Origin of the sequence: Paraburkholderia fynbosensis (assembly GCF_902859935.1) — a bacterium.
In the GTDB taxonomy this organism is placed as follows: Bacteria; Pseudomonadota; Gammaproteobacteria; order Burkholderiales; family Burkholderiaceae; genus Paraburkholderia; species Paraburkholderia fynbosensis.
The window spans coordinates 73,980-100,009 of record NZ_CADIKI010000027.1 but is presented as its reverse complement, the minus strand read 5'-3'; the positions used below and the strand labels follow the sequence as shown (position 1 = coordinate 100,009).

Annotated in this window: 26 protein-coding genes and 1 pseudogene; 18 read left to right on the top strand and 9 right to left on the bottom strand. The window is 61.4% G+C overall.

Going from position 1 to position 26,030, the window contains the following annotated elements:
- The first annotated feature begins 214 nt into the window (after positions 1 to 214).
- From HV770_RS33150 to HV770_RS33125, 6 genes are all read left to right on the top strand, one after another.
- The gene (locus tag HV770_RS33150; protein ID WP_175165706.1) at positions 215 to 499 is read left to right on the top strand and encodes a hypothetical protein; all 285 of its coding nucleotides are present in this window, start codon (positions 215 to 217) and stop codon (positions 497 to 499) included.
- 770 nt (positions 500 to 1,269) lie between these two features.
- Positions 1,270 to 2,373: an AI-2E family transporter gene (locus HV770_RS33145; RefSeq protein WP_175165719.1), complete on the top strand. Its 1,104-nt coding sequence runs from the start codon at positions 1,270 to 1,272 to the stop codon at positions 2,371 to 2,373.
- Between the two features lie 18 nt (positions 2,374 to 2,391).
- Positions 2,392 to 3,945, top strand: a complete 1,554-nt coding sequence (locus HV770_RS33140; protein ID WP_175165705.1) for a TolC family protein — start codon at positions 2,392 to 2,394, stop codon at positions 3,943 to 3,945.
- Positions 3,942 to 5,075, top strand: coding sequence for an HlyD family secretion protein (locus HV770_RS33135; protein ID WP_175165704.1), 1,134 nt, complete (start codon positions 3,942 to 3,944; stop codon positions 5,073 to 5,075). The genes HV770_RS33140 and HV770_RS33135 overlap by 4 nt, the downstream gene beginning before the upstream one ends.
- A 19-nt stretch (positions 5,076 to 5,094) precedes the next feature.
- Positions 5,095 to 6,105, top strand: a complete 1,011-nt coding sequence (locus tag HV770_RS33130; RefSeq protein WP_175165703.1) for a DUF2955 domain-containing protein — start codon at positions 5,095 to 5,097, stop codon at positions 6,103 to 6,105.
- 78 nt (positions 6,106 to 6,183) lie between these two features.
- On the top strand, positions 6,184 to 6,564 hold the full coding sequence (locus tag HV770_RS33125; RefSeq protein WP_175165702.1) for a potassium channel family protein: 381 nt from the start codon (positions 6,184 to 6,186) through the stop codon (positions 6,562 to 6,564).
- Between the two features lie 28 nt (positions 6,565 to 6,592).
- Here HV770_RS33125 and HV770_RS33120 read toward each other — a convergent pair whose 3' ends face one another.
- Positions 6,593 to 6,973, bottom strand: coding sequence for a BON domain-containing protein (locus tag HV770_RS33120; protein WP_175165701.1), 381 nt, complete (start codon positions 6,971 to 6,973; stop codon positions 6,593 to 6,595).
- 211 nt (positions 6,974 to 7,184) lie between these two features.
- Positions 7,185 to 7,604 (bottom strand): GlcG/HbpS family heme-binding protein, encoded by a 420-nt coding sequence (locus HV770_RS33115; protein WP_343048379.1) that lies wholly within the window; start codon positions 7,602 to 7,604, stop codon positions 7,185 to 7,187.
- A 150-nt stretch (positions 7,605 to 7,754) separates the two neighbouring features.
- Between HV770_RS33115 and HV770_RS33110 the strand changes: the two genes are divergently transcribed.
- The gene (locus HV770_RS33110; protein WP_175165700.1) at positions 7,755 to 8,648 is read left to right on the top strand and encodes a LysR family transcriptional regulator; all 894 of its coding nucleotides are present in this window, start codon (positions 7,755 to 7,757) and stop codon (positions 8,646 to 8,648) included.
- Positions 8,649 to 8,686: 38 nt separating this feature from the next.
- Here HV770_RS33110 and HV770_RS33105 read toward each other — a convergent pair whose 3' ends face one another.
- Positions 8,687 to 9,412, bottom strand: a complete 726-nt coding sequence (locus HV770_RS33105) for an alanyl-tRNA editing protein (protein ID WP_175165699.1) — start codon at positions 9,410 to 9,412, stop codon at positions 8,687 to 8,689.
- An 87-nt stretch (positions 9,413 to 9,499) separates the two neighbouring features.
- On the bottom strand, positions 9,500 to 10,339 hold the full coding sequence (locus tag HV770_RS33100; RefSeq protein WP_175165698.1) for a helix-turn-helix domain-containing protein: 840 nt from the start codon (positions 10,337 to 10,339) through the stop codon (positions 9,500 to 9,502).
- 166 nt (positions 10,340 to 10,505) lie between these two features.
- On the opposite strand from HV770_RS33100, the pseudogene HV770_RS39480 reads away from it, so the two are divergent.
- Both HV770_RS39480 and HV770_RS33090 read left to right on the top strand, forming a co-directional pair.
- Positions 10,506 to 10,748 (top strand): annotated as a pseudogene (locus HV770_RS39480) (EAL domain-containing protein); the annotation flags it as partial.
- 384 nt (positions 10,749 to 11,132) lie between these two features.
- Complete coding sequence (locus tag HV770_RS33090) at positions 11,133 to 12,347, top strand: aminotransferase class V-fold PLP-dependent enzyme (RefSeq protein WP_175165697.1); 1,215 nt, start codon at positions 11,133 to 11,135, stop codon at positions 12,345 to 12,347.
- Between the two features lie 76 nt (positions 12,348 to 12,423).
- On the opposite strand, the gene HV770_RS33085 is transcribed toward HV770_RS33090, so the two are convergent.
- Both HV770_RS33085 and HV770_RS33080 read right to left on the bottom strand, forming a co-directional pair.
- A complete protein-coding gene (locus HV770_RS33085; protein ID WP_175165696.1) occupies positions 12,424 to 12,825 on the bottom strand; it encodes a hypothetical protein in 402 nt (133 codons plus the stop codon).
- Positions 12,826 to 12,950: 125 nt separating this feature from the next.
- The gene (locus HV770_RS33080) at positions 12,951 to 13,874 is read right to left on the bottom strand and encodes a LysR family transcriptional regulator (RefSeq protein ID WP_175165695.1); all 924 of its coding nucleotides are present in this window, start codon (positions 13,872 to 13,874) and stop codon (positions 12,951 to 12,953) included.
- 177 nt (positions 13,875 to 14,051) lie between these two features.
- Here HV770_RS33080 and catA point away from each other — a divergent pair, with 177 nt between their 5' ends.
- From catA to benD, 5 genes are all read left to right on the top strand, one after another.
- Positions 14,052 to 14,987: a catechol 1,2-dioxygenase gene (gene catA, locus HV770_RS33075; protein ID WP_175165717.1), complete on the top strand. Its 936-nt coding sequence runs from the start codon at positions 14,052 to 14,054 to the stop codon at positions 14,985 to 14,987.
- A 113-nt stretch (positions 14,988 to 15,100) separates the two neighbouring features.
- Positions 15,101 to 16,459: a Rieske 2Fe-2S domain-containing protein gene (locus HV770_RS33070; protein WP_175165694.1), complete on the top strand. Its 1,359-nt coding sequence runs from the start codon at positions 15,101 to 15,103 to the stop codon at positions 16,457 to 16,459.
- The gene (gene benB, locus HV770_RS33065; RefSeq protein ID WP_175165693.1) at positions 16,456 to 16,944 is read left to right on the top strand and encodes a benzoate 1,2-dioxygenase small subunit; all 489 of its coding nucleotides are present in this window, start codon (positions 16,456 to 16,458) and stop codon (positions 16,942 to 16,944) included. Before HV770_RS33070 ends, benB begins: the two co-directional genes overlap by 4 nt.
- A 39-nt stretch (positions 16,945 to 16,983) precedes the next feature.
- Positions 16,984 to 18,006 (top strand): benzoate 1,2-dioxygenase electron transfer component BenC, encoded by a 1,023-nt coding sequence (benC, locus tag HV770_RS33060; protein WP_175165716.1) that lies wholly within the window; start codon positions 16,984 to 16,986, stop codon positions 18,004 to 18,006.
- Complete coding sequence (gene benD, locus HV770_RS33055) at positions 18,003 to 18,779, top strand: benzoate diol dehydrogenase BenD (RefSeq protein WP_175165692.1); 777 nt, start codon at positions 18,003 to 18,005, stop codon at positions 18,777 to 18,779. The genes benC and benD overlap by 4 nt, the downstream gene beginning before the upstream one ends.
- A gap of 36 nt (positions 18,780 to 18,815) precedes the next feature.
- Here benD and HV770_RS33050 read toward each other — a convergent pair whose 3' ends face one another.
- A complete protein-coding gene (locus HV770_RS33050) occupies positions 18,816 to 19,247 on the bottom strand; it encodes a YybH family protein (RefSeq protein ID WP_175165691.1) in 432 nt (143 codons plus the stop codon).
- Positions 19,248 to 19,419: 172 nt separating this feature from the next.
- Positions 19,420 to 19,680: a hypothetical protein gene (locus HV770_RS33045; protein WP_175165690.1), complete on the bottom strand. Its 261-nt coding sequence runs from the start codon at positions 19,678 to 19,680 to the stop codon at positions 19,420 to 19,422.
- Between the two features lie 345 nt (positions 19,681 to 20,025).
- Between HV770_RS33045 and treA the strand changes: the two genes are divergently transcribed.
- A complete protein-coding gene (treA, locus tag HV770_RS33040; RefSeq protein WP_175165689.1) occupies positions 20,026 to 21,753 on the top strand; it encodes an alpha,alpha-trehalase TreA in 1,728 nt (575 codons plus the stop codon).
- Between the two features lie 298 nt (positions 21,754 to 22,051).
- Here treA and HV770_RS33035 read toward each other — a convergent pair whose 3' ends face one another.
- A complete protein-coding gene (locus tag HV770_RS33035) occupies positions 22,052 to 22,579 on the bottom strand; it encodes an Ohr family peroxiredoxin (protein ID WP_175165688.1) in 528 nt (175 codons plus the stop codon).
- An 881-nt stretch (positions 22,580 to 23,460) separates the two neighbouring features.
- On the opposite strand from HV770_RS33035, the gene HV770_RS33030 reads away from it, so the two are divergent.
- From HV770_RS33030 to HV770_RS33020, 3 genes are all read left to right on the top strand, one after another.
- Positions 23,461 to 24,465: a DedA family protein/thiosulfate sulfurtransferase GlpE gene (locus HV770_RS33030; RefSeq protein WP_175165687.1), complete on the top strand. Its 1,005-nt coding sequence runs from the start codon at positions 23,461 to 23,463 to the stop codon at positions 24,463 to 24,465.
- Between the two features lie 478 nt (positions 24,466 to 24,943).
- A complete protein-coding gene (locus HV770_RS33025) occupies positions 24,944 to 25,435 on the top strand; it encodes an Ohr family peroxiredoxin (protein WP_175165686.1) in 492 nt (163 codons plus the stop codon).
- Positions 25,416 to 25,754 carry an RcnB family protein gene (locus HV770_RS33020; RefSeq protein ID WP_175165685.1) on the top strand — a complete coding sequence of 113 codons (339 nt, stop codon included), beginning with the start codon at positions 25,416 to 25,418 and terminating at the stop codon, positions 25,752 to 25,754. Before HV770_RS33025 ends, HV770_RS33020 begins: the two co-directional genes overlap by 20 nt.
- The last annotated feature ends 276 nt before the right edge of the window (positions 25,755 to 26,030 follow it).

Genomic DNA, 26,030 nt, shown 5'->3' with positions numbered 1-26,030 from the left:
AAAGGGGTGTCGCGGGCATGCCGGCAAGGCCGAAATCAACCCGTCATCTTAGTGGCTCATGAAGATAACTGAATGACAGAGTTCGACTGCAAGTATTGCTTTTTCCTGTCGAAGGAGGCGCTGTATCCCAACGAAAAACACCGGATGGCTCAGGCAACGCTGGAGACCTGTATCCGCCAGCTGCTGGAGTCGCATCGCACCCCTGAAGTTACCGTTGCCTGGCAAGGCGGCGAACCGCGCCTTTCGTATTGCTGGAGCAACGTGCCAGGCAGTTGGCTCCGTGGTGGCGGGTCAGGGGATCGCCGTCATCCTTCTTTGTGGCGACTTCGGTGGTCTTTTTGGTCCGTCTGCTCTGGGCCTGATCCTGCAGGCTTCGGGCTCGTCCAGACTACCCGCATATGTCATGGCCGCACTGCTCGCAGCCGCCGCGTTGCCGGCCGTGTTTTTTCGCAACGCCGAGGCCTCGATCGCGTTCGGCAAGACGAACCACCAGCAGTGAGCGTACGTGTCGAGAGCTGATGTGCCGCGCATACGCATGCCACGAACTGACGGCTATTAACATTTTTCGAAGAAGCGGCGACGTTCACTATTGGCGGTTATGCGGCGATAGAGCCATGCGAGGATGTGGGGCCGTGAGCGGCGCGTGACAGTGCGCCAGGCGGCCCGTTTCGCCATTCCGCAATGGATGACGAAGAGACAGGGATTGACGCTAGTGAAGCACCGGTCAATCGATACTTCTCGCTGCGACATACGACCAAGGTCCAATATCTAGCGACCTGTCTCAGGCCTATGCTTGATCCGACGTAATTCTGTACGGCGATCGCCATGTCGATGTCGACAGGCCTGTTGCGGTATATGGCCCATTCGTACCGGTTTGACATCGGCCACCTGTTGAGCCCACCTGGCCCAATCTCCCAGAGCTGAATGGCTTCCCATCACGACGTTGATTGACTCGTCCGAACCCGTTGAAGCAGAGAATCCAGAGAGGATGCATGCGGAGAAACCGCTACCGCTTCTTGTCTGGGTTCAGGTAATTCCCCAGCCGGCACGAGTTCGTTGCCGATCGTCGGTTTCGTTTTGACGAACTTGGGCCTGATGGCCAACCTTAGCTTTGAAGGCGCGAAGATCAGCAAGCTCGACGTCGGATGCTGGCACTGAACTGCACTGCATGACTGCGCGGCGGCATGGTTCCGTCCCGACTGCCATGGTGATGAACGGGCCCTGGATGGTCGCCAGCGCATTCTCGAGATCACCTGCGGGAGACAAATGATGATGCTCACACCGATTACCGAACGGGTGCAGTCCAGAGAATTGCTCGACGTACTGATTCGCGCAGGACTGGTTGCCGTTCTGGCCATTTTCTGTTTCCGGATCTTCGTCCCGTTCCTGAATCTCATGGTATGGGCATTGATCCTCGCGATTACGCTCTATCCGCTTCAGGTCAGACTCCGGCGTACGCTCGCCAACAAGGATGGCTTGATCGCCACGCTGATCATCCTCGCCGCGTTTGGCATCATCCTCGTGCCGACGTATCTGCTGGGCGTCGCGGTGGCCAATTCGATCGAACATGGCATGGCCATCTTCAGGAGCGGCAGCTTTAACATTCCACCGCCAGATGCATCGGTGGCCGGCTGGCCGATCGTTGGGCAGCGTGTCTACGACTTCTGGCAGCAGGCCTCGATCGACCTCACAGGGCTGGCGCGAAAGTTCGCTCCGCAACTCAAGGAGGCCGGTCTCGCTGTGCTCGGAACGGTAACAGGGCTGGGCGCGGGACTGCTGGTGTTTTTCGTTGCTCTGATCGTTGCCGGCATCTTGATGGCGCATGGCGAAAAAGGCCACAACAGTGCGGTGCAAATTGCTTCGCGCATCTCCGGTCCTGAGAACGGCCCGCAAATTACCGAACTTTGTACGGCCACGATTCGCGCGGTCGCTCAAGGCGTGGTCGGGATCGCGTTCATCCAGATGCTGCTCATCGGCGTCGCGTTCGTCCTCATGGGTATTCCCGGTGCAGGCCTGCTTGCGCTGGCGGTGCTGCTGATCGGCATCATGCAGTTGCCCGCCACGCTGATCACGGTGCCCGTGATTGCCTTCGTGATCGTTACGCAAGGCGTGAGCACCGTGACGATCATCTTCTCGGTCTATGTGTTCGTCGCGGGACTTGCGGATAATGTGCTCAAGCCATTGCTGCTAGGCCGTGGCGTCGCCGTACCCATGCCCGTGGTGCTGATCGGCGCGCTCGGGGGGATGGTGACGGGCGGTGTCATCGGCCTGTTCATCGGGCCCGTCATGCTCGCGGTGGGCTATCAGCTGTTCTGGCGATGGGTAAAAGACCCGGCGAAGCCGGCGCGGTTAAAAGAAGGGCATCACGCCTGATGCTCGCGGAGGCGATCCGTGTCCGCCGCGGCAGTTCACGCGCGCCTCTACTGGCCGCTTCTCGCCACGGGCTGCCTGAGCGCGTGCATACGAGTCGGACCGGATTTTCACCCGCAGCACGAGAGCTGGACAGAGCACTGGAGCAGCACGTCAATCGAGCAGGCCACCCAGCAGGCGGCCCAGCCTGACATTCGGCAATGGTGGCGGATATTCGCGGACCAGAACCTCGAAAGTCTGATCGCCCAGGCCGATGCAAACAACGGCGATGTGAAGATTGCCGGTCTGCGCGTGCTCGAGGCGCGCGCCCAACTGGGCATCGCGGTCGCGGGCCGCTATCCGCAGGTGCAGCAGGCCAATGCCGACGTCCTGTATTCGACGCGCAAACGCTCGGATGGAGTCAATCCACACTCGGGCGGCTACTGGCAGTACGGCCTGGGCTTTAGCGTCGGCTGGGAGCTGGACTTCTGGGGGCGCTTCAGCCGCGCGATCGAATCGGCCAACGCTTCGTTTTTCGCGGCGCAAGCCAATCGCGATGACGCATTGGTCCTGCTGCACGCGCAGGTCGCCGATACGTATTTCACGCTGCGCAGGGCCGAGGCGCGCCTGCGCATTGCGCGCGAGAACGCCCAGTTGCAAAAACGCAGCTACGAGATTGCGCTAAAGCTTTTCAAAAGCGGTGAGACGGATGAACTCGATCTGCAGCAGGCGAAGACGCAGTATCTCGGCACGCTGAGCAGCATCCCCGATTTCGAGAGCCAGACGGTGCTCGCGCATCATGCGCTATCCGTGCTGCTCGGCCGCCCGCCTGGCCCGTTGCCGGAACTGAATGTGCAGCCGGACAAAGCGGAAGTGCTGCCACTCGTGGATCGCGCCGTGCTGCAGGACGTCCCCGCAGATCTTCTGCTGCGCCGTCCGGATGTGCGCGCGGCCGAATTGCAGATGGCCGCGCAGTCCGCGCTTATCGGCGTGGCGCAGGCCGATTTTTACCCGTCGGTGTCGCTGCTTGGCTCCCTCGTCTGGAGCGCGGGTTCCCTTAACGGTTCGCCGAGCACGCTGGCCCTGATCGGTGGTCCGAGCGTCACGTGGAATTTGTTCGACCACGGCAAGATAAGCAACAACGTGCGCGTGCAGGACGCCCGGCTGCAGGAACTGACCGTCGCTTACCAGAACACCGTGCGCGAAGCGGCGCGCGAGGCTGACGACGCCGCCACGACAATCATCGCCGCGTGGCAGCGGGACACGATCCTGGACGACGCACAACGGGCCGCGCAGCGCTCGCTCAAGCTCGCCAATACGATCTATCGGGAAGGCTACTCGGATTTTCAGCGCGTTCTCGACGCGCAGCGTGCATTGTTCGCGCAGCAGGACGCGTACATCGTCAACCGCGGCAACGCGGTGGGCAGTCTGATTGCGCTCTACAAGGCGCTCGGAGGCGGCTGGTACTCGGAACAGCCGCTAGTCGATTCCGCCACGCGTCAGCAGATGCAGCAGCGCACCGACTGGGGCGACTTGCTGAACGAAACGAATACGCCATCCGCCACCGCCAGCCCATCCGGGGGTTCGTCACGATGAGCGACAAGCCAGAACCCGCCGCAGGCACTCCGCTGAGCCCGCCGTCCCCACCGCCTGCCTCTGACCCGTCGGGCAAGGCGGTGAAGTGGGTCGTTTGCTTGATCGTGGTCAGCCTGATCTGGTATCTGCTTGCCGATCGCTTTACCCCTTATACGCAACAGGCGCGCATTCAAGCCTACATCGTCTCCGTCGCTGCGGAAGCATCGGGGCGAGTGACGCGTGTTCTCGTGCATAACAACCAGGAAGTCAAAGCAGGCGACGTGCTCTTCGAGGTCGATAACGAGCAATACCGGATCGCCGTCGATCGCGCGCAGGCCGACTTCGAATCGACGCGCCGGCAGGTCGGCGCGAGCACGGCCGGGATCGATTCGGCGCTAGCCTCGTTGCGCGCGGCCGTCGCGAATGAAATCAAGGCACGGCAAGATAGCGAGCGCCTCGAAAGGCTGTATCGCGATGACGAGGGCACCGTCTCGCTGCGGCGCCTCGAAGTGGCGCGAGCGACTCACGAGCAGGCCCAAAGCCAGGTCGCGGCAGCGCGCGCCGAAGTGGAGCGGGCTCGCGAGCAGCAGGGTGGTCAGGAAGCAAACAACGCACAGTTGCGCAGCGCTGGCGCGGCGCTGAAAAAGGCCGAGCTCGATCTTGCCAACACCCGCGTCACGGCGCGCTCCGGTGGCGTCATCACGGATCTGCGCACGGAAGTCGGCCAGTTCGTGGCGGCAGGCAGCCCGGTCATGACGCTGATTGCCATCCGCGACGTATGGGTCAGTGCGGATCTGACCGAAAACAATCTGGGTCATCTGCAGCCTGGCACGCCCGTGGCGATTGCGCTGGACGCGCTGCCGGGCGAGGTTTTCGAGGGGCGGATTCGCAGTATCGGATATGGCGTGAGCGTGGGGCAGGGCACGCCGCCCGGCAGTCTGCCCACGGTACAGAACAGCCGCGACTGGCTGCGCCCCGCGCAACGCTTTCCGGTGATCGTCGAGTTCGAACCGGGTGAGAAGGCGCGCCTACGCAACGTTCGCGTCGGCGGGCAGGCGGAGGTGATGGCGTTTCCAGATCCGGGCAATCCGCTCAATCCCCTGGGTCGCGTGTTTCTGCGCGTGATGAGTTGGGTCTCCTACCTTTACTGAACGACGAGCCACTGCATCCATGGAACACAGGCTTCAGCTTCTCGGGCGACGTACGCTACGCATCGCTACAGGCACGGCACTGTGCCTGACGATCAGCTTCGCGCTGGACCTGTCGATCCCGGTCATCGCGCCGGTATTCGCGGTCTTCCTTCTCGCGACGCAAAACCGGCCACTGTCCTTCAAGGCGGGCGTCGCGCTCGCGCTGGTCGTCGCTTTGACGACGGGCAGCGGGCTGCTTCTTGTTCCGTTGCTGCGGCATTACGCGTTCGCCGGCGTAATGCTTGTGGGCCTGATGCTCTTCCTTGCGTTTCGCTATGGATTGCGCGGCGGGAATAACCTGGTCTCTACTTTTCTGGTGGCCGGGCTGACGATGGTCTCCGCTGCGGGAACTGCCGACTTGTCGTTGGCGGTGACGGTCGTTGGCGCACTGGTGAAGGGCCTGGTGCTCGCCGTGCTGGTGGCCGCATTGACGCACATGCTGTTTCCCGAGCCCGCAAGCGCGGGGCCGCGGCCTGCCGCTCAGGCCATGCCCGACGGGCAGGCGGTACGCATCGCGCTGCGCGCCGCGCTCGTGGTCATGCCGGCCTATCTGCTCGCCATCACCGATCCCGCGAGCTACATGCCGATCATCATGAAGTCCGTCAGTCTCGGTCGACAAAGCTGCACCACGACGGCTCGCAGCGCAGCGCGCGATCTCATCGGCTCCACGCTGCTCGGCGGCTTGCTCGCGATCGTGTTCTGGTTTGCGCTCAGGCTCTTCGCGGGCCTGTGGATGTTCTATCTGTGGATGCTGCTGTTCGGGCTGCTGGTGGGACGCAAGCTCTATCGCGTCAGCCCGACGCGTTATTCACCGGGCTTCTGGCTGAACAGCCTGGTCACCATGATCATTCTGCTGGGCCAATCGGTGCAGGATAGTGCGGCGGGCAAGGACGTCTACACGGCGTTCGCGGTCCGTATGGGGCTCTTCGTGGCCGTCACGGTCTACGCGTGTCTGATGTTGCTGATTTTCGAGCAACGCCGCCGCGCGTGACGACGCTGCGCGCGTCCGTGTCTCTGCCCGTCGCCGACATTGGCGTCCGTCAGGGCACAGTCAAGGAGGTAGCTTGCAATGGGAAATACGACGAGCGACGCGGTCCTGCGCGTGCAGGCACGTGAGATCTTGCGGGAATCCGGCAGAACGCTGTGGTACCTGCGTTCGATTCTCGCCGGTATTTTGTTGCTGTTCCTGCTACTGGCGCTCGCCATGTATTTCATGGGAGATCCCGTGGAGACGGTGAAGCGAACGCCTTCGCCGTTTGGGGAAACCCTGTACTTCTGCGCGATCACGGCGCTGACCATCGGATACGGCGACGTAGTGCCTACGTCGACGGTCGGCCGGATCGACGCAATATTGCTGGGGCTGCTCGGCATGGTGTTCACCGGCCTGATCGTGGCGGCGGCTGTACGGGGCGTGCAGGAAGCGGCGCACCGGGCGAGGGGGCGGGATTGATGGTCCGAGCGGTGCCGCGAGAGGTGGCTCAACGCGCGCTGTCTTCCTCTCGCACCTTCAATCTGTTCGTCACCGACCTGACGCCGAGCACAGACCTTGCCGCGTTGCCCGCGCGCGAGATCTGCCAGCTCTCCGGTACCTCTCCCGTGAGCGTAACGACGCCCAGGCGCGCCCTGATGTGAATTCCGGAGTCGTCCATGTCCGGTACGCGCCTGAGGGCGCGACGAACGTCACGAATCACCGACGTATCCGGCCTGGTTCCAGGCGGCGACGTCGAGGTCGCCACGCGTTGGAAAGCCGGGTCCGGCGGCGCGCTCATGGTTGTTTGCGCGTTCGCATAGATGGCGCAACACGCGCTGGCCGCAGTCAACATTGCGCCGATGATTCTGCTCGCCCTGGTTATATTCATGCTTCCTCCTTTGGGTTCCCTGAACTGCGCAGTGGAAAAACAGAAGAACTGGACGTAGCCCTGCCGTTCACTGAAGAATACCCGGGAATCGTCGAAATGTTGTGGGCGATGCAAGTGGCCGCTGCGGCGAAAGGAATGGGTTGACGAGGAAGGGGGTAATGTCGCGAATCGGGCTGTCTCGCCACGCTGGCCCCCGAGACCGGCGCCTTTCTCATGCCTCCTTTGCCATGAACTGATCAGCGCCGGCCTGGGCGACCAGCGCGTCCTGATCGGAGCGCATGCCCGACACACCTATCGCGCCGACCACCGCTGCGTCGCGAATCAGCGGAATCCCTCCATCGAGCGGCACGAGGTTATTCATACCGAGCAGGCGCAGGTGGAGTCCTCCTTGCGCAATTGCGTCCTCGAAAAGGCGCGTGGGACGCCGGAACAGCACGGCCGTTTCGGCCTTCTGTCTCGCCACCTGGATACTGCCGAGTTGCGCTCCATCAAGTCGTTGCTGAAGCACCAGGTGTCCACCGCTGTCCACCACTGCGATCACCATGGGCCAACCATGACGTGTTGCCGCCTCTTCGGCCGCATGCGCGACGCGGCGTGCATCGGCGAGGCTGAATCGGTCGCTGTAGCTCATGGGCATTTCATTCTCGTTTCGTTGGATCATTAGTCGTCTCCGTAGGAACCAAGCAGGTGTCTGCACGGCTAGAATGTACGACGGCGACCAAACCACGCATAGGCGCGCGAGCCGGCAAAGATTCTTCCAGAAAACGAGAGAATGACGGTCATGAACAGGGACGAATATGAAGTACTGCTGGCTATCCTTGACGAGGGAAGTTTGACGGCCGCCGCGCGATCGCTAGGCCGAACGCTGCAGTCGGTGAGCCGCGCCATTGCGGCGCTCGAACGTGATCTGAACGCGACCCTGTTCCACCGGACGACGCGCCGCGTACAGCCTACTGCGGCATGCCTGAAGTTCGCCGCACGCATACGACCCGCGCTCGTAGAAATCGACGCGGCACGTGACGAACTCGTCGATCACGCAACCCAGTTGCGCGGCAGTATTCGCATCGCAGCGCCGACGGCATTCGGCGCTGATTTCGTTTCGCCGCTCGTTGCCGAGTTTCTATCGATTCACGAAAACGTCAGGGTGGAACTCGTGCTCGCCGAGCAGCATCTCGACCTTACCAAAACCGACATCGATCTCGCTGTCCGTTTGGGCCAACTTCCGGACTCGACCCTGCGCGCGAAGCAGGTGGGTACATTGCGACGCGTCGTGTTTGGCACACCGGAATATTTCGCCTCGCATGGCTACCCGGCTCATCCGTCCGAGCTTGCTCTTCACGACTGTATGCTGCGCCAGCATCCGCTGCGCGAGACATGGACGTTCAACCACGCAGGTGGCGCAATCGAAGTCGCAGGACGCTTCCGGTCTACGAGCGCGCTAGCCTGCAATGCAGCGGCCGCAGCCGGAGCCGGCATAGGTCGGGCACCGATCTTCCAGGTGCAGAAACTTCTCGATGCAGGGCAAGTGGTGACGGTGCTCGACTCGTTCGAACCGGAGCCCGTACCCGTTCATCTGGTATGGGCGGGAGGTCGCTCAGTGCCGCGTCGCGTCCGCACACTGATCGACTTTCTGGCCGTGCGGCTCCTTCCCGGAAAAGCGGAAGGCGTTATTTGACGGCGTGTCGGCGGCTCGTTCTGCGCTTATCTGTGTAATTACGCATTCGCAAGGCCAATGCGCACACGCCGGTTGTGGCGACCTTTGTTGTCGATTTTCAGAATACGGATCGCGCGAGATGCCCCGGTTTCCGACAGGTGAGTTCCGCCGCATGCCTGACGGTCCAGCCCAACGATCTCGACGATACGAATCTGGCCATCGTCGGTCGGCGGCGGTGCCACCGACCTGGAACGAATCAGCCCCTGCTCCTCGCGCGCCGCGGCGATCGGCAGGTAGATGTCCCGCACAGGGAGATTCTGTCGGATGACGTCGTTGATCGGCCCCTCCAGCGCTCGCACGCGATCGTTGTCGGCCTCGGGCACGTCGAAATCCATCCGCGCCGTGCCGTCGTCATTCATCTGTACGCCGGTGACGAGCGCGCCATTGAAAGCCTGAAAGATCAACGCATTGAGCACGTGGGTACCCGTGTGGAGTTCCCGCATCATCTGCCGGAATGCCGGATCGACCACGGCCTCGACCGTCCCGGCGAGTTCGGCGGCGGGATCGGCGAGGCGCATCCAGAGCCTGCTGTCAACCATATCGAATCCCGTCACGGCGATTTCTCCGCCGTTGTGATGGAGCGTGCCGCTGTCGGCCAACTGGCCGCCGCCGCCGGGATAGAAGGGGGACTCGGCGAGAACCACGCGCCCAGGCCTGGCGTCGATCACCTGGGTTTCGAGTGTGAGGGTCTCAGGATTCGCGTGATAGAACGCGCGTGCTGGCATGCTTGCCTCCAATACGGGTAACAGATGGTGGAAGTATCGGGAGGTGCGCCGCGCGCGTATTGGCAAAAATTGCGGCGGTTATTGGGGCTAGTGCGCTGTCCTGTTGGCGGCCTGGACAAATTGCAACGGCGTCATTCCATAACAGCGCTTGAAGTGCCTGGCGAGTGCGCTCTGGTCGTAGAATCCGGTCGCCGCCGCCACATCGGCTATGGGCATTCCGCGACGCAGATGGTGGCATGCCCGGCTCAAACGCACCTGGGTCAGGTATTTGTGCGGAGGCAGACCAACACAGCGGTTGAACAATCCGATGAGCTGGAAGGGCGTGAGGCCGACGGCGCCGCTCAGATCCTCCAGCAGCAGGTTCTCGGTGTGCCGGTCATGGATCAGCTCGGTCACGATCCGGACCAACGCCTGGTCGTGCGGCGCCGGCTCGATACGTCCACCGCCGCTGCCGTGCCGCTGATACAAACGTCCGAACGTCGAGAACAGTAGTTCCCGCTCACGGAAAAGATCGCGGCCGTCCTCGAGCGCCCGATGCAGCGCAAGAAAGCCGTCGATGAGATCGGCCTCGCCGAACAGATTGCTCGTGAAATACGGCACGTCCTCGATCCCGAGGCCGTGCGCGACCGCATTGAGCGCCGACTCCGTGAGATAGAAGGACCGATAACGCCAGCGCTCGCTGCAACCCATCCAGCCGGCATGCGCCTCGACCGGATTGAAAACGAACAAGGTAGACGAGCGCGCCTCTTCGACGACGCCACGGCTCTTGATCACGGCACCGCCTGTTTCGGTGACCGCTATCACCAGACCCTCGTGTGTATGCGGGGCATACTGTTGGGTGGTGAAATCCGCGCACATCAGGCTTAGGCCCGGTGTGTGACGATCCCACCAATACCGCGACTGATTCTTTGGTTCGCTACGTGCCATGATCAACTCTCATATGACGCAGGGGCTCCATGATCTCTGCTCTGGTCGCCGGGTTCATCCTTCGGAAGCTGTCTCATCGAGGGCGGCAACCGGGCTTCACAGCGGAATTATAAGCAGTTGTATGTTCTGCGCCGTAACCGGAATCTTCAGCGCCGGAGTGCAACGACAGGTGTGTATTCAATGGTCCGCGTGCCTCATGCGGGAGGGGATGCCGGGAATGAGCGCAGCCATTGAAATAACCAAGGGCTTGTTGCTGGACGCCGAATTGAACGGGAAATTGCTCCGTGATGCGGGGATTCAGATCTCGATTGATGGCTTCGGGACGGGTTATTCATCCCTTGCGTATCTGAAGCGCTTTGACATCGACTGCCTCAAGATCGATCGTTCACTCGTACAGTCGCTTAATTTTCTGCCTGCCGGTAGAGTTGGGCAGGTCGCGTCCGGAGTTCTCCGATGACGCATTCGAATAACGGCAATATCGGAAGAATCTTTACAGCAGATACTTATTCTTTTATTCGTTCATGCCGCGCTGAGAATTCGGGGGAGCACGTCGTCAGTCGGGATGGAATAGGCGGCTAATGGGAGGCGCGATGTGTTGGGACAGCACGTGAAAACATTGCCTGAAATCAGCGCCTCCCCATATCAAGGCGTAGCATAGCGAACTTCTCTCGCGTAACTTGCCAGCCTGATGCGTTCCCAACGGCCATTGCCGCCTTCCGGGTTGGCCGTTGAAGTGGAAGCCGTCGTTTCTCTCACGCAAGCCTGAACCCGATTCGAGTCATTGGAGCAAAACATGTCTTCGCCCCTCTCGCCCGCCGCCGTGGACGCGTTGCGTGCCCGCACGCCCGGAACACGAAGCACGACGCATTTCAATCACGCCGGCGCATCGTTGCCGTCGTCGGCCACGCTCGAAGCGATCCATGCGCATCTGTGGCGCGAGGCCACGATTGGGCCGATGGAAGCTGGCGTAGCTGGACGCCAGCAGACCGAACGCGCGCGAGCACTTGCCGCACAGCTGCTCAATGCACAGCCGGCCGAGATTGCCTTGACCAACGGCAATTCACACGGCTGGGGTGCCGCATTCGCCGCACTAGGCCCGTGGCGATTGGGCGAGCGCATCCTGGTCGGGCGTCACGAATGGGGCGGCAATCTGGCTGTCATGCGGCTGGCGGCGCAACGCGCCGGTGCGACGATCGAAGCCATTCCGTCCGATGCTGACGGCACGGTGAATCCCGACGCGCTGGAGGCGATGCTCGACGATCGCGTGCGTCTGATTGCGCTGACGTGGATGCCGGCGAACGGCGGGCTTATCAATCCGGCCGCGGCGATCGGGCGGGTAGCGCGCCGTCACGGCATCCCATACTTCATCGACGCCGCGCAGGCCGTGGGGCAATTTCCTGTCGACGTAGTCGAGGTGGGTTGCGATGTGCTGAGCGGTGCGGGCCGTAAGGCACTGCGTGGTTCAAGAGGCACGGGCCTCTTGTATATCAGGCAGGATTTTCTATCCCGGCTGACGCCCGCGTTCGTCGACACGCACTGCGCGCCGCTGGATGCGAACGGCGAACCCGTCTTGCGCAACGACGCTGCGCGGTTCGAATTGTCGGAAGCGTCGCTGGCGCTGCACTGTGGGCTCGCCAATGCGTTGCAGGAAGCGATTGAGATCGGAATCGGCAATATCCGCCCACGAATCGACGGCATCGCGCAGACGTTACGTAGGCAACTGGCCGCTATTGCGGGGGTGACGGTGCTGGATCAAGGCGTCGAACGATCCGGCCTCGTGTCGTTCAACGTGGCGGGGCTGGACGCCGTATCGGTGCAGCGTCGTCTCGCGGCTCGCGGTGTCGTGATCGGAAGCAATGGAGTCCCCTACACGCCGCTGGATATGGAGTCGAGAGGACTTAAACAGATCGCGCGTGCCTCGGTCAGCTATCTGACCACCGAGTCGGAGACCGGCAAACTGCTGGATGAAATACGGGCGCTGACGCGTCAGCAATCGACTGGAGATTGAGCGGCGCCTGAGCGCGGACCATACCGCTTCGTGGTCGCCGTCAGCTTGATGGTGGGTGCCGTGAGGGCACTCACTCTCACTCCTCGCATGTCACGTCTTTCTTCGACACAACGATAATCACCGGGTATGTCCCCTGATCGAGTTCCACGCGCGCGACCACGGCCATCGTCGTACTGTCGATATCGTCGTACACGCTGACTCTTTCACGCCGCAGGCTCGTCATGCCGACACAGCCAGACGCGCGTCCCTCATCGGAGATCTGGCATTGCATTGGGTGGTCGGCCAGGTAGCGATATCTGTCTCTGTCGGGGGTCGCGAGGTATTCGCGAACGCTCTGTGCGGTTCCGCCGATACCCGTGACATATCCAATGGCGCATTGCTGTTTCGGCGTATCGGTGTCTGCGGACGTTTGGGCGTTCGCGGCCGCGCTGGCGGCTGCGATGACCACCGCGAGTGTCGAGGCAAGCAGATATTTCATGGCGCAAATCACATTTGTCGAATCGAAGTGCTGGATTGTAAAGGCATCTACTGCGATCGGTGAGCCAGGCGCTCAGATCGCCAGCAATTTGTGCGGATCGCCCGGCTTGCGCTCGATAACCCGCACTACCGGCCCCGATCCGTACGGGGTGCAAAGGATATCTTCTGCTCTTCATAAAGACGATAAATGAGTTCGAGCATTTCCCGAATGTCTCGCGACTCGTCGAGCGCGCGCATACTCATGATGATCGGAGAAACCAGAGTCGGGTCATCCAGTTCCCTGTAGCTCACGTCGTCCCGCTTCAGGCCGTAGACGCTGCTCGGAACAATGGAAATGCCTTCGCCCGCGGCGACGAGGCCCAGTGCGATCTGCAACTCCCGTACTTCATAGATCCGGCGAGGTTTGAGCGCCCGGTCCTGAAATGCCGCCAGTACCTGATCGGCATAGCTCGGGCGCGGCGACTTCGGAAAAATAATCAGAGTCTCGTTGATCAGCTCACGCAGCGCGACGACCGGTTTGGCAATCGAAAGTGGATGGCCGTCCGGGAAGGCGACAATCATCTTCTCTTCGCGAAGAATCACCCGGCGGATATTTGTGTCCTCGAGTCGAATGCGGCCAAAGCCGACATCGATCCGGCCGTCCTTCAGCGCTCTGATCTGATCCATGGTCGACATCTCGTGCAGGCTGAGTTCGACGGTAGCGTTCTCGTCACGAAAGCGCCGGATGATTTTCGGCAGCATCCCGTACAACGTTGAACCCACGAATCCAATCGAGAGACTTCGTTCAATGTTGCCCACGCGCCTCGTCATCGATTCGAGCTCCGCAGTCTGGGACAGCAGTTGCGCGGCATGAGAATAAAAGAACTTGCCTGTCTCCGTCAGTTTCAGCGGGCGCGAATTGCGCTCGAGGAGCTGCACGCCCAGCGATTCTTCGAGTTGCTGTATCTGACGGCTCAGGGGCGGCTGGGCAATGTTCAGTCGCTGCGCCGCGCGTGTGAAGTTGCGTTCTTCGGCCACCGCGACGAAATAGCGAAGATGCCGCAATTCCATTTCGATACCTCCTGGATATGGACCGATACTAAATCAGTGTTGGACGAGGCTTTCCGACGTCCATTATCCTGCATTCACACTCTGTTTCAGCAATCGATTATACCTTTCACACATAAGCCGGTCGGTGCCGAATCGAGGGTTAACCCCACTCAAAAATACAGAGATTCAGGAGCAGACATGAGCGTTAAAGTGTTCGATACGAAGGAGGTGCAGGACCTGCTGCGGGCCGCTGCCAACCTCGGAAGCCAGGACGGCGACGCACGCGCCAAACAGATCGTCCAACGCCTGCTGGGCGACCTCTTCAAGGCCATCGACGATCTCGACATGACGCCTGATGAAATCTGGGCCGGCGTCCACTACTTCAACAAGCTCGGTCAGGATGGCGAAGCAGCGCTGCTTGCCGCCGGCCTCGGTCTGGAGAAATATCTCGACATTCGCATGGACGCAGCGGATAAGGCGGCCGAAATCACGGGCGGCACGCCGCGCACCATCGAAGGTCCTCTGTACGTCGCCGGTGCGCCGGTGCGCGATGGCGTATCGAAGATCGACATCAATCCCGATGACGATGCAGGCCCGCTCGTTATCCGTGGCATGGTCACCGGTTCAGACGGCAAGCCCGTTGCCGGCGCGATGGTCGAGTGCTGGCACGCCAACTCGAAGGGCTTCTATTCGCATTTCGACCCGACCGGTGCGCAGTCCGAATTCAATCTGCGCGGCGCGGTGAGCACGGGTGCCGACGGCAAGTACGAATTCCGCACGCTCATGCCGGTGGGCTACGGTTGTCCGCCTCAGGGCGCGACCCAACAGCTGCTAAACGTGCTCGCCCGGCATGGTAACCGTCCTGCGCATGTGCACTTCTTCGTCACCAGCGACAACTACCGCAAGCTGACGACGCAAATCAATATCGAGGGCGACCCGCTGATTTGGGACGACTTCGCCTACGCCACTCGCGAGGATCTGATTCCGCCCGTTCTCGACAAGACCGGAGGCGCGGCGTTGGGCATGAAGGCCGACGCGTACAAGGAAATCGAGTTCAACATCCAGTTGACTCCGCTGCTCGAGGGCAAGGACAACCAGGTCGTCCACCGCCTGCGAGCGTCAGTTACGGCCTAACCGCTCGACGCGGCGGCTGAGTCACACCACTGCTGCCGCTCAATTCTCCGCAAGAATCCTTTCGACACCGAAGCGCGTGCTCCATTGCTGGAGCACGCGTAGGGAGAGCTCACATGTCAGTTCTTATCGACAAAGCCACGCAGCTGGATGAACTGCTTCACAGCGCCGTCCAGGACGACAGGCAGAACGGTGTATTCCGTTGCCGCCGCGATATCTTCACGAACGCCGATCTGTTCGATCTCGAGATGAAGCACATCTTCGAGAGCAATTGGGTCTATCTCGCGCATGAAAGCCAGATTCCCAATAACAACGATTACTACACCACGTGGATTGGCCGCCAGCCCATCGTGATCACTCGCGACAAAACCGGCGAACTGCACGCTGTCATCAACGCCTGCGCGCACAAGGGTGCGATGCTGTGCCGGAAAAAGCACGGCAACAAAGGAACCTTCACCTGCCCGTTTCACGGCTGGAGCTTCGCCAACACCGGCAAGCTGCTGAAAGTGAAGGACGTGAAGACTACCGAATACCCCGTGCAATTCAATACGAACGGCTCGCACGATCTGAAGAAAGTCGCTCGCTTCCAGAGCTATCGAGGCTTCCTGTTCGGCAGTCTCAACGCGGACGTGATGCCGCTGGAGGACTATCTTGGCGAGACCAGAATCATCATCGACCAGATCGTCGATCAGGCTCCGGACGGGCTGGAAGTCTTGCGCGGCAATTCCTCGTATATCTACGACGGCAACTGGAAGATGCAGATGGAGAACGGTTGCGACGGCTACCACGTGAGCACCGTGCACTGGAACTATGCCGCCACGATGGACCGTCGCAAAGTCGATGGCACCAAGGCGGTGGATGCGAATGGCTGGAGCAAATCGGTAGCGGGCGTGTACGGTTTCGACCACGGCCACATCCTGCTCTGGACCAACACGATGAACCCGGAAGTGCGACCGGTCTATCAATACCGTGACGAAATCAAGGCGCGCGTCGGCGAAGTGAAGGCGGACTTTATCGTCAATCAGACGCGAAACCTGTGCCTTTATCCCAACGTGTTTCTGATGGATCAGTTCAGTACCCAGATTCGCGTGGTGCGTCCGATCAGCGTGGATAAGACCGAAGTCAGCATTTTCTGCTTTGCCCCGAAGGGCGAGAGTGCAAGCGACCGTGCGACCCGCATCCGTCAATACGAAGATTTCTTCAATGTCTCGGGAATGGGCACCGCCGACGATCTCGAAGAGTTCCGCGCTTGCCAGGCAGGTTATGCCGGCACCACCGCGTTGTGGAACGATCTTTCGCGCGGGGCGCCGTTGTGGGTCGAAGGCCCCGACGCGAATGCGAAAAGTATGGGGCTCAAGCCGCGTATCTCGGGCGAGCGCAGCGAAGACGAAGGCCTGTTTGTGTGTCAGCACGAATACTGGGTGCATGTGATGCGCGACGCGTTGAAAAAGGAACAAGGGGAGGCGCTGGCATGAGCTTCGATTACCAGAGAGTCTGCGCGGTGCTGTTCCGCGAAGCCCGCCTGCTCGATGACCGTCAGTGGGACGAATGGCTTGCCTGCTATGCCGAAGACGTCACCTACTGGATGCCCGCGTGGGATGACGACGACCAGCTCACCGACGACCACGAGAGTCAGATTTCGCTGATGTACTACGCGGACCGTGGCGGCCTGGAAGACCGTGTGTTCCGTATCAAGACCGAACGCAGCGGCGCTTCGATGCCCGAACCACGGACCAGCCACAACATTACCAATGTAGAAGTGCTGGCCGAGCGCGAGAACGAAGTGGACCTGCGCTACAACTTCAACACACTCAGCCATCGCTACAAAACGACCGACCAGTTCTTCGGCACGATGTTCGTGACGTTGCGAAAGGCCGACGATGAACTGCTGATTTCCTATAAGCGAATCGTGCTCAAGGACGACTACATCCGCCAGGTGCTCGACGTTTATCACGTTTGAAACGTGGCGCCGGCGGAAACTGGAAGTAGAGGAGGCAAGATGTCCAGCTACAACATTGCACTGAATTTCGAAGACGGCGTGACCCGTTTCGTCACCTGCAAGGCGGGCGAGAAGGTACTCGACGCCGCCTTTCGCGCGAAGATCAACCTGCCGATGGATTGCTCCGACGGCGTGTGCGGCACCTGCAAGTGTCGCGCCGAAAGCGGCAGCTACGACCTGGGCGACGATTACATCGACGACGCGCTGAGCGAGGACGAGAAGGAGAGCGGCCTCGTACTCACCTGCCAGATGGTGCCGGAAAGCGATTGCGTGATTGCGGTGCCGGCCTCGTCCGCTGCCTGCAAGACCGGGCAGAGCAAGTTCGCCGCGACCGTATCGAAGATCGACCCGCACAACGACGCGGCCGTCGTGCTCGAACTCGACGTGGACGCCGCGGCACCGGTATTTTTGCCGGGTCAATACGTGAACATCGATGTGCCAGGCAGCGGGCAGCATCGCTCGTATTCGTTTTCATCGGCGCCCGGTGAATCGAAAATCAGTTTTCTGATCAAGAGAATCACCGGTGGAGTGATGAGCACCTGGCTTGATTCCGCACAGCCAGGCCACGAGTTGGAGTTGACCGGACCCCTCGGTAGCTTCTATCTGCGTGCAGTGGAGCGGCCATTGCTGTTTCTCGCTGGCGGCACGGGTCTGGCGCCATTCCTGTCGATGCTGGAAGTGCTGGCGCGGGCCCATTCGCAGCAGACGGTCCACCTGATTTACGGCGTGACGCGAGAGCTTGATCTGGTACAGGTCGATGCCATCGAAGCGTATAAGGCGAAGTTGCCGAACTTCACCTACGCCACCGTCGTGGCCGAAGCGGATTCACACCACCCACGCAAGGGTTGGGTCACGCAGCACATGCCGCCTGCAGCCTTGAATGACGGTGACGTCGACGTGTACCTGTGCGGGCCGCCACCCATGGTCGATGCAGTGCGTAAGCATTTCGACGACAACGGCGTGAAGCCCAACAGCTTCCACTACGAGAAGTTCACTCCCAACGCAGCGCCGAGGCCCGCATGAACCCGCAACGATTCGCTGGCAAGGTCATGGTCGTCACTGGCGCGGCGCAGGGCATCGGGCGCGCAGTGGCGCTGCGTGCGGCCACCGAAGGCGCCAGGGTGCTGTTCGTCGACCGCGCCGACTTCGTCTCCGACGTTGCGGCCGAAGCAGGCGGCGCGGACACGGCCGGCTTCGTCGCCGACCTCGAGACCTACGAAGGCGCCGCAGCGGCGATGGCTTTTGCAGTGAGCCGGTTTGGCGGCATCGACATTCTGGTCAACGGCGTGGGCGGCGCTATTCGCATGCGCCCCTTCGCCGAGTTCGAACCTGCGCAGATCGACGCGGAAATCCGGCGCTCCCTGATGCCGACGCTGTACGCATGCCATGCCGTGCTGCCGCACCTGCTCGAACGTGGCGGGGGAACCATCGTCAACGTTTCCTCGAATGCCACGCGCGGCATCCGCCGCGTACCGTATTCGGCGGCCAAGGGTGGTGTCAATGCGATGACGCAGTCACTGGCGATGGAGTACGCCGAGCACAACATCCGCGTGGTCGCTACCGCACCAGGCGGCACGGACGCGCCGCCGCGACGCGTCCCGCGCAATGCCGCGGGCGACAGCGAGCAGGAAAAGGCGTGGATGAGCGACGCGGTGAAGCAGGTCACCGAATCGACGTTTCTCAAGCGCTACGGCAGCATTGACGAACAGGTTGCGCCGATTCTGTTCCTCGCTTCGGATGAGGCCAGCTATATCACGGGCTCTGTGTTGCCGGTGGCCGGTGGGGATACTGGTTGAACGCGGCGCAAAGCCAGGCGAGGCGACGGGCACGCCTTACCCGCGCTTGAAAATAACGCTCGTCGTACCGGGCTCGATCGGCGACGAAGTGTGCTGGTGGACGATCTTCCACCCATCGCCTGTCTGCCTGAGCGTCATGGTCAGCCGATTGTCCATCGAGCGCAGTTCCACGCCGTCGGTCGTCACAGCTTTGAATTTCACGAAGGCGTGAACAAAGGCGAGGTCCTGGCCGACAGTCGCTTGCACGTCGCTGAAATCGACGATGACGCGTTCCGTACCCAGCGAGCCGAACCAGCCCGCCGTCATGTCCCGCAAGGACGTGATGCCCTTGTATGACCACGCTGCCCACATATCGAACAGCACCACGTTCCGGTCGTACAGCGCTGCGAACCGGTCGACATCTTTTGCGAGTACCGCGGCGCGGTAGTCAGACAGGACCTGCAGGATCGGATCGGTGAGTTTGTCCACGGTGTAGCTCCGGAATCGAATTGTGATGGCGGCCAGAGCTCTGGAAAAACGGCAAGGCCAGCCTCATGACGGGTTGTTTCTCCAGCAACGACGTTTGACAAACCGCAGAATCGACATCGAGCCAAAGAAATCCTCGGACTCGACGCTGCGTTGCCGGCACCTCGCCGGCCGATTACCGGTAGTTCACGAAGTTGATGATGTCATTGAGGAACCACGGCAGGATCAATTGCGTATCGGAATAGCTGGTGCCGACGCTGAGCCTCGGTGGCCTTGACGTGGAGTCGTAAGGCGTCGCCCCGTTTGGGCCGTGCAGAATGTAGCTATCCGTGTGAGCCGGATTTGTGCGAGCGGTCTGATCATTCGTGGGCGACGATGTCGACGTGCAGCCAGCGGCGAGAACGACGAGGACGGCGGCGAAGCAAAGGGGTTTCATGCTGGTTGGAACTCCCGCAGCGTTTTACCTTGATAATTTGGCCGACTGCCTGGACGCAGCGTCGCTCTTCAAACCGATGCCGGTTCACCCGCTAACTCACTCCTAACCCACCCGCGACAGGCAACCGGCTTGCGAATCCGAGCCTACACGTTACCTTAATTCACCGCCGCCCACGGCGGCCAGCCTCCGCTCGTTGGAATTGCTGCACCGCAGTTGATTCGATCTCCCCGCGCATGCGATGCTTCGGATGCCTTGATCCGGCAGTGGCGTGCCGGGGATGCATGCCGCATACAGACGGCATCGTGCGACGAGACCAGTGCAATGCCCATCTACCCAGGAGGCGACATGAGCATCCAGTCACAGTCTCGTACCGGCGCGGCGTCAGCGAATGACGCGCGATTCCTCGACCCGTCGTTGCAACCATCCGCATGGCGGCTGGCTGCTCGCCTTTCGCGCAGTCGACACCGTATCACGCAGCAGCGCTCGCTGACCGCGGTCAGCGCGGCATGCATCGCGAGCCTCGCGCTCGCGTCTGCGGCTTGCCTCGCCGATACCCAGGTCGGCGCAGCATTGCCGCCCGCACCGGACATCCTGTACGGCGATCTGTTCGTCGCCGTGCAGACCGCGCAGATATTCAGCGACCAGAAGACCTTCGTGGACTCGACGCCGAAAGAGAATCCCGCGACGATCGTGCAGCTATACGAAGCACAGAAGGGCCAGCCGGGCTTTTCGCTGCTGGCCTTCGTGAACCAGTATTTCACGCCGCCGCCTGATCAGAGCCTCACGCCGCCGCCCAACCAGAGTTTGCGCGAGCACATCGACTGGCTATGGGCCGGTCTCACCCGCACGACAACGAGCGCGCCCGACTACAGTTCGCTGATCCCGCTACCCAAGCCCTACGTCGTGCCGGGCGGCCGCTTTCGCGAGGGCTATTACTGGGATACCTATTTCACAATGCTCGGCCTGCAGGAGTCGGGACACGAAGATCTGGTCGACAACATGCTCGATAACTTCGCGTACATGATCGACACGTTCGGCCATATTCCGAATGGCAATCGCACGTACTACCTGAGCCGCTCGCAACCGCCGTTCTATTCGTACATGGTGGAGCTTGCCGCGCAGAAAGAAGGCAACAAGGTCTATCAGAAGTATCTGCCTGCGCTGCGCAAGGAGTACGCGTACTGGATGCAGGGGGCATCCAGCACCGCGCGTGGCAGTGCGACGCGCAATGTCGTCGTGCTGCGCGACGGCACCGTGCTGAACCGCTACTGGGACGAACTCGACACGCCGCGCAACGAGTCCTATATCGAAGACGTGCAGACCGCGCAGCAGGCCAGTGGGCGTCCGGCGAACGAGGTCTACCGCGATCTGCGCGCGACCGCCGAAAGCGGCTGGGATTTCAGCTCGCGCTGGTTCGGCGACAACCAGAACCTGTCGACCGTGCGCACCACGTCGATCATTCCGGTCGATCTGAACAGCCTGCTGTTCCATCTCGAGACGACGATCGTGCGCGGCTGCACCATCAACCGTGATTTCGCCTGCGTCGCGCAGTTCGTCGGCTACGCGGCGCGGCGCGCGGAAGGCATCAACCGCTATCTGTGGAACGACAAGGGCTACTACGGTGACTACGACTGGCAGCTCGGCAAGATTCGCGACAATCAGACGCCCGCCATGCTTTATCCGTTGATGGCGGCCGTCGCGTGGCCTGATCGTGCGTGGAAAACCGCGCGGACAGTCCAAAGTGTCTTGCTCAAAGATGGCGGTCTGACGACGTCGACCTATAACACCACGCAGCAGTGGGATGCGCCCAATGGCTGGGCACCGTTGCATTGGATCGCGATTCAGGGGCTCAAGCGCTATGGACGCGCCGATCTGGCCAAGCCGATTGGCACACGCTTTCTCGCGGACGTCGAAAACGTCTACAAGACGCAGCAGAAACTCGTCGAGAAGTATGTCGTCGAAGGAGCGGGAGAAGGGGGCGGCGGCGGCGGGGAGTATCCGCTGCAGGACGGCTTTGGCTGGACCAACGGTGTGACGTTGATGCTGCTCGATATGTATGGCAATGGGCAGTGATGGATGGAGTACCTGAGAAAACACGGAAATCCGCAATCACTTGAAGGCGCGTCATAACCGGATCCGGCCCATGCAATTGGGCTGGATTCGCTCCTGCCATGCCCAGGAGCGCGTGGGCCCAACCTATGTCGGTGCTCCGGCTCGCCTGCCCGTCGTCCGTCGCTTCGCGTCCGGGCTATTCATACACGCACGTCGTCGCCACGCTCGCTTCGCGTGCCACCGAGCGGACAGTTGCCAGGTCGACGCGTCGGTGTCCGTTCACGAAAGGGGCGAGTCCCTCCGCTCGCCGCAGCCGGTGTCATTCCGGCCCGACGCCCTCTGTTTCAGGTGGATCGACATACAGCGCGACCACATTGACCATCCCGTGTCGCGCCATCTTGGCGTACGGACAGACGCGTTCGGTGCTGCGCACGAGCTGCTCGGCGATGGCGCGGTCCACACCGGGCAGATGAATCCGGATGTCGGCTGTCAGCATGTACATTCCGTCTACCGGGTCGCGTCCGAACGTCACGGAAGCGTCGACGGCCGCGTTAACGAGCGCAATGTTGTTTCTAGCGGCAATCAGCGTCAACGCGCCGTGGAAACAGGCTGCATAGCCGGCGGCGATCAACTGCTCGGGATTGGTGCCGCCGCCCGGGCCGCCCAAGGCTTCCGGCAAGCGCAGGTTGAGATCGAGATTGCCATCGTCTGAACGGACGATTCCGGACGCTCTGCCATGTTTGGCCTCGCCGCCCGTCACCCGTACGGTGCCGGTATAGAGCCCCTGGAAGTCCTGCCCGTGATATTTATCGAGTACGGTCAAAGGCGGAGGGGTGAGGTTTTCCATGGTGTTGATCCGGTAATTCTACGAACCTGTTCAAACGCGGTAGGGCAGAGGGTGAGCCTGTCGCCCGCGAACTTGCGGCTCGTCCGCGGCGCTGGTGGCATTTTGCGGAGGTCTGCTGATCACTTCGCGCACGCCAGTGAAACATACGCGGTGATGTTAGAGCAAATCCTAGCCTGGTCCGGGCAGATGCAGAAGCCTCGGGCAGGAGCGCATGGTGTTGCCTTTCGGGAAACAATCGGCGCCGAGCCGGTGGGACTCGCCTTGCCTCGTGAGGGGAACGGTGTCCAGTCTATGCTCACTTCGACCAGCTTTGCGGCCAGCTACGCGGGTGTCATTGCGTTTCTTGCCGTGCTGAGCGAAGCCAGCTTCGAAGGCGGGCGACCGGCTTGCGTGAAAGCCGTTTGCAGGGATGCCTTGCCCGATAGATTGTGGCCACTGTGCCAGCTAGCAGATCCGTGCTCTCGATCTGCAGTGCGCTACCGACGTCTCCTTGCCCTTCTCTTATTGACTGTTGTCTGCACGGCAACACGGTGGGCTCCTTCGCGGGGCTACTACCGCTCGACGACCCCGCCTACGATTTGTCCTGACGGTGGCGGCACAAGCCACCTGAAGCGAACCAGCCAGCATCCCGTAAGAATCGTGCGAAAGCGCGGAGCAGTTTCTACTGCTCAGTGCAGGCGCATGTCCGGAGAAGGGGCGCCTTGCCCATCCGTTGCTTCGGGAGAAGCAGAAACGGCAGTTGGCAGTGCGGGGAAGATCAGGTCGTTCAAGGGGCGCTCGCTGGAGGAAGAACTGCGAGAAGGCCGTGCTCGTCTGGGCCGATTCAGGCACAGCGATGAACGATCTTCCAGAGACAGCGGCGCAAGCCCAGGGAGAGTGCCATGTTGTCGCATGAATTGATCACGCGGTACGGAATGCTGATCGTATTCCTGAATTTTCTCGGATCTTCCCTTGGCCTGCCATTGCCCGTCACTCCGACATTGATCACGGTTGGAGCGGGTATTGCGCTCACCTCGCACGTCGCGCTGTCGACATTGCTGCATCTCGCGCCCATGCTGGCGGCCGCTGTGATGGGTGGTCTGCTCGGCGATCTGATCTGGTATCAGGGCGGCAAGCGCTACGGCGAGCGCACGCTTCATACCGTTTGCAAACTGTCGCTATCGCGCGAAACATGCGTCAGCAACACGGAGCGCTTCTTTGGCCGGTGGGGAGTCCGGGTCCTGATCGTGGCGCGGTTCGTCCCCGGTCTGTCGCTTGTCGCGGTGCCGCTATGCGGTGCGATGGCGGTCAGGCTGCGTTCCTTCGTGTTGCACGATTGCGCGGGCGTCGCTCTTTGGGCATCGACTGGATTGGCCGTTGGCGCAATCTTTGCGTCGCAGATCGGCGTCATTTTTGTACTGGTCTCCCATCTGGGCTGGCAAGCGTTGATTGCCGTCGGCATCGTACTGGCGCTTTACGTGTCGTACCGCTATTGCCGGCGGATCATGATGGCGAGAGCGCTCGAAACGGCGCGAATCAGCGTGGGCGAATTGCATGCATTGCTCGCACACAACCCGCGGCCGGTCGTGCTCGATATCCGTTCCGCCGAACGCCGGATGCTCGACCCGTTCGTCATTCCCGGCGCTGTGCTTGCCGATGAACGAAAGCCGCAGCAGATCGTGGAGCGCTATGGCCGGAACCGGACGCTCGTCATCTATTGTTCATGTCCAAACGAGGCATCCGCGGCGTGGATGGCGAGGCGGTTGCGGCTGGCCGGTGTCAAGCTCGCCTTGCCGCTGACCGGCGGTGTCGAAGCATGGCGTGCGGCAGGCTTCGATGCCGATCCGATGAGAGTGATGAGCGACGCTGCAATCGGCGCGGAGCGGGGGACACTTGTCGCTTACTGATTGCGTTTGTCGCCGCCGAGATGCCAGATTGGCGGGTGCTCCTCACACAACACGGTGCGTCTCTCCGCGGCTCTACCGCATGACGCGGCGCATGCCTACGATGCTTCGTGGACGGATGGTCTGCCAATCGTGCGGCCAGACCGGCGCCGCACCGGCACACGCATGCGCAACGCGATGCCATGGCTGAGTCCGCAATGGGCAGCGGTACGCGAGAACCGCGCTCAAGCTCATGGAGGAACATCATGCAGATCGTTGTGATCGGCGGCGTGGGACTCATCGGCGGTAACGTCGTTTTCTCTCGACGACTCAAGATTCACGCAATGCCGTCGCAGATGCGCACGCCCGCTATGTCGGCGTGCAGTTGCACGACGACACGCTTGTGCCGGGCGCCAACCCGCGCCTTGGCACGGTGAACTTCGATGCGTGGTTCACCCACACACAAGCCGCCAAATAGAACCAGAAACCGACCGAGCACGCCATGACCTTATTGCGTCCACCGCCGCTGTGGCTATTCGAAAAGTATCGCGGGCGAGATAACCATACGCTTTATTCGACCACTGTCATCGTCACTGGCGGAGAGGCGGGGCATGGTCGCGCGTCGGGCATCGCCCGTTCCGATGACGGCAATCTCGCAGTCGAATTGCGATTGCCGAGGGCCTTGGGCGGCCCCGGCGGCGGCACCAATCCCGAGCAACTATTCGCGGCGGGCTACGCGGCCTGCTTTCACGGCGCGCTGAGTCTGCTTGCGGCACATGCGGGCATCGCGATTCCGGGTGCCTCGGTCGAAGTCACGGTCAATTTCGGGCGCGATCCGACGGACGGCCTGTACGTCTTGACCGCGGATATCCGTATCCGATTGCCTGGCGTCGAACGCATCGTCGCGGAGAAACTGGTCCGCAACGCCGAACGGTTTTGCCCTTATGCGAAGATGACACGGCAGGGCATTGGTAATGTCGTCAAGCTTGTGTAGCAGGACCGGGCATCACGGTGGTCCATCGTCTCAAGGCAAGCATGGCCCTGGGGGACATCCCCAGTCACATGGTCACGGACCTGCGCCGCACGACGCCGACTCGAGGCGCCCGGGCGGCCCGGTTCCCCACGCCGACTGGCATAAGGGTGAACGGCTCCCGGCGGAATATCGTAACCGCAACTACGTGGTCGACGACTGGCACGGCCATGGCTTGCAAGCACCGCCGCGCGGGTATCAATGGATGGGGGTGAACGGAGACTATGTGCTCGCCGCGATTGCAACCGGCGTGATTGCAAACGTTCTGCTTTCCAGTCACTAGTCAATCGCATCGATGTCGACAGCTCGCAAGTTGACGGCATCGATGCGCGGCGTTTCCACGCCTACGCGGCAAGGCCGCCAGCGCGATCTCCGCTGCGCTGCCCCGTTGTTCGACATGCCGGCACTTGTCGATCAGCGCACGCGTCTGCTCCGGCAAAAGAATCCGATCGGCGAAATGGGAGATTTTCTTTTGAGCTGCTGATCGCTCATCGGCACTTCGTTGCTGCCGATTGCGTGTTGGATGAATCACCCGTCCCGCCGCCGATCAAACCCGATG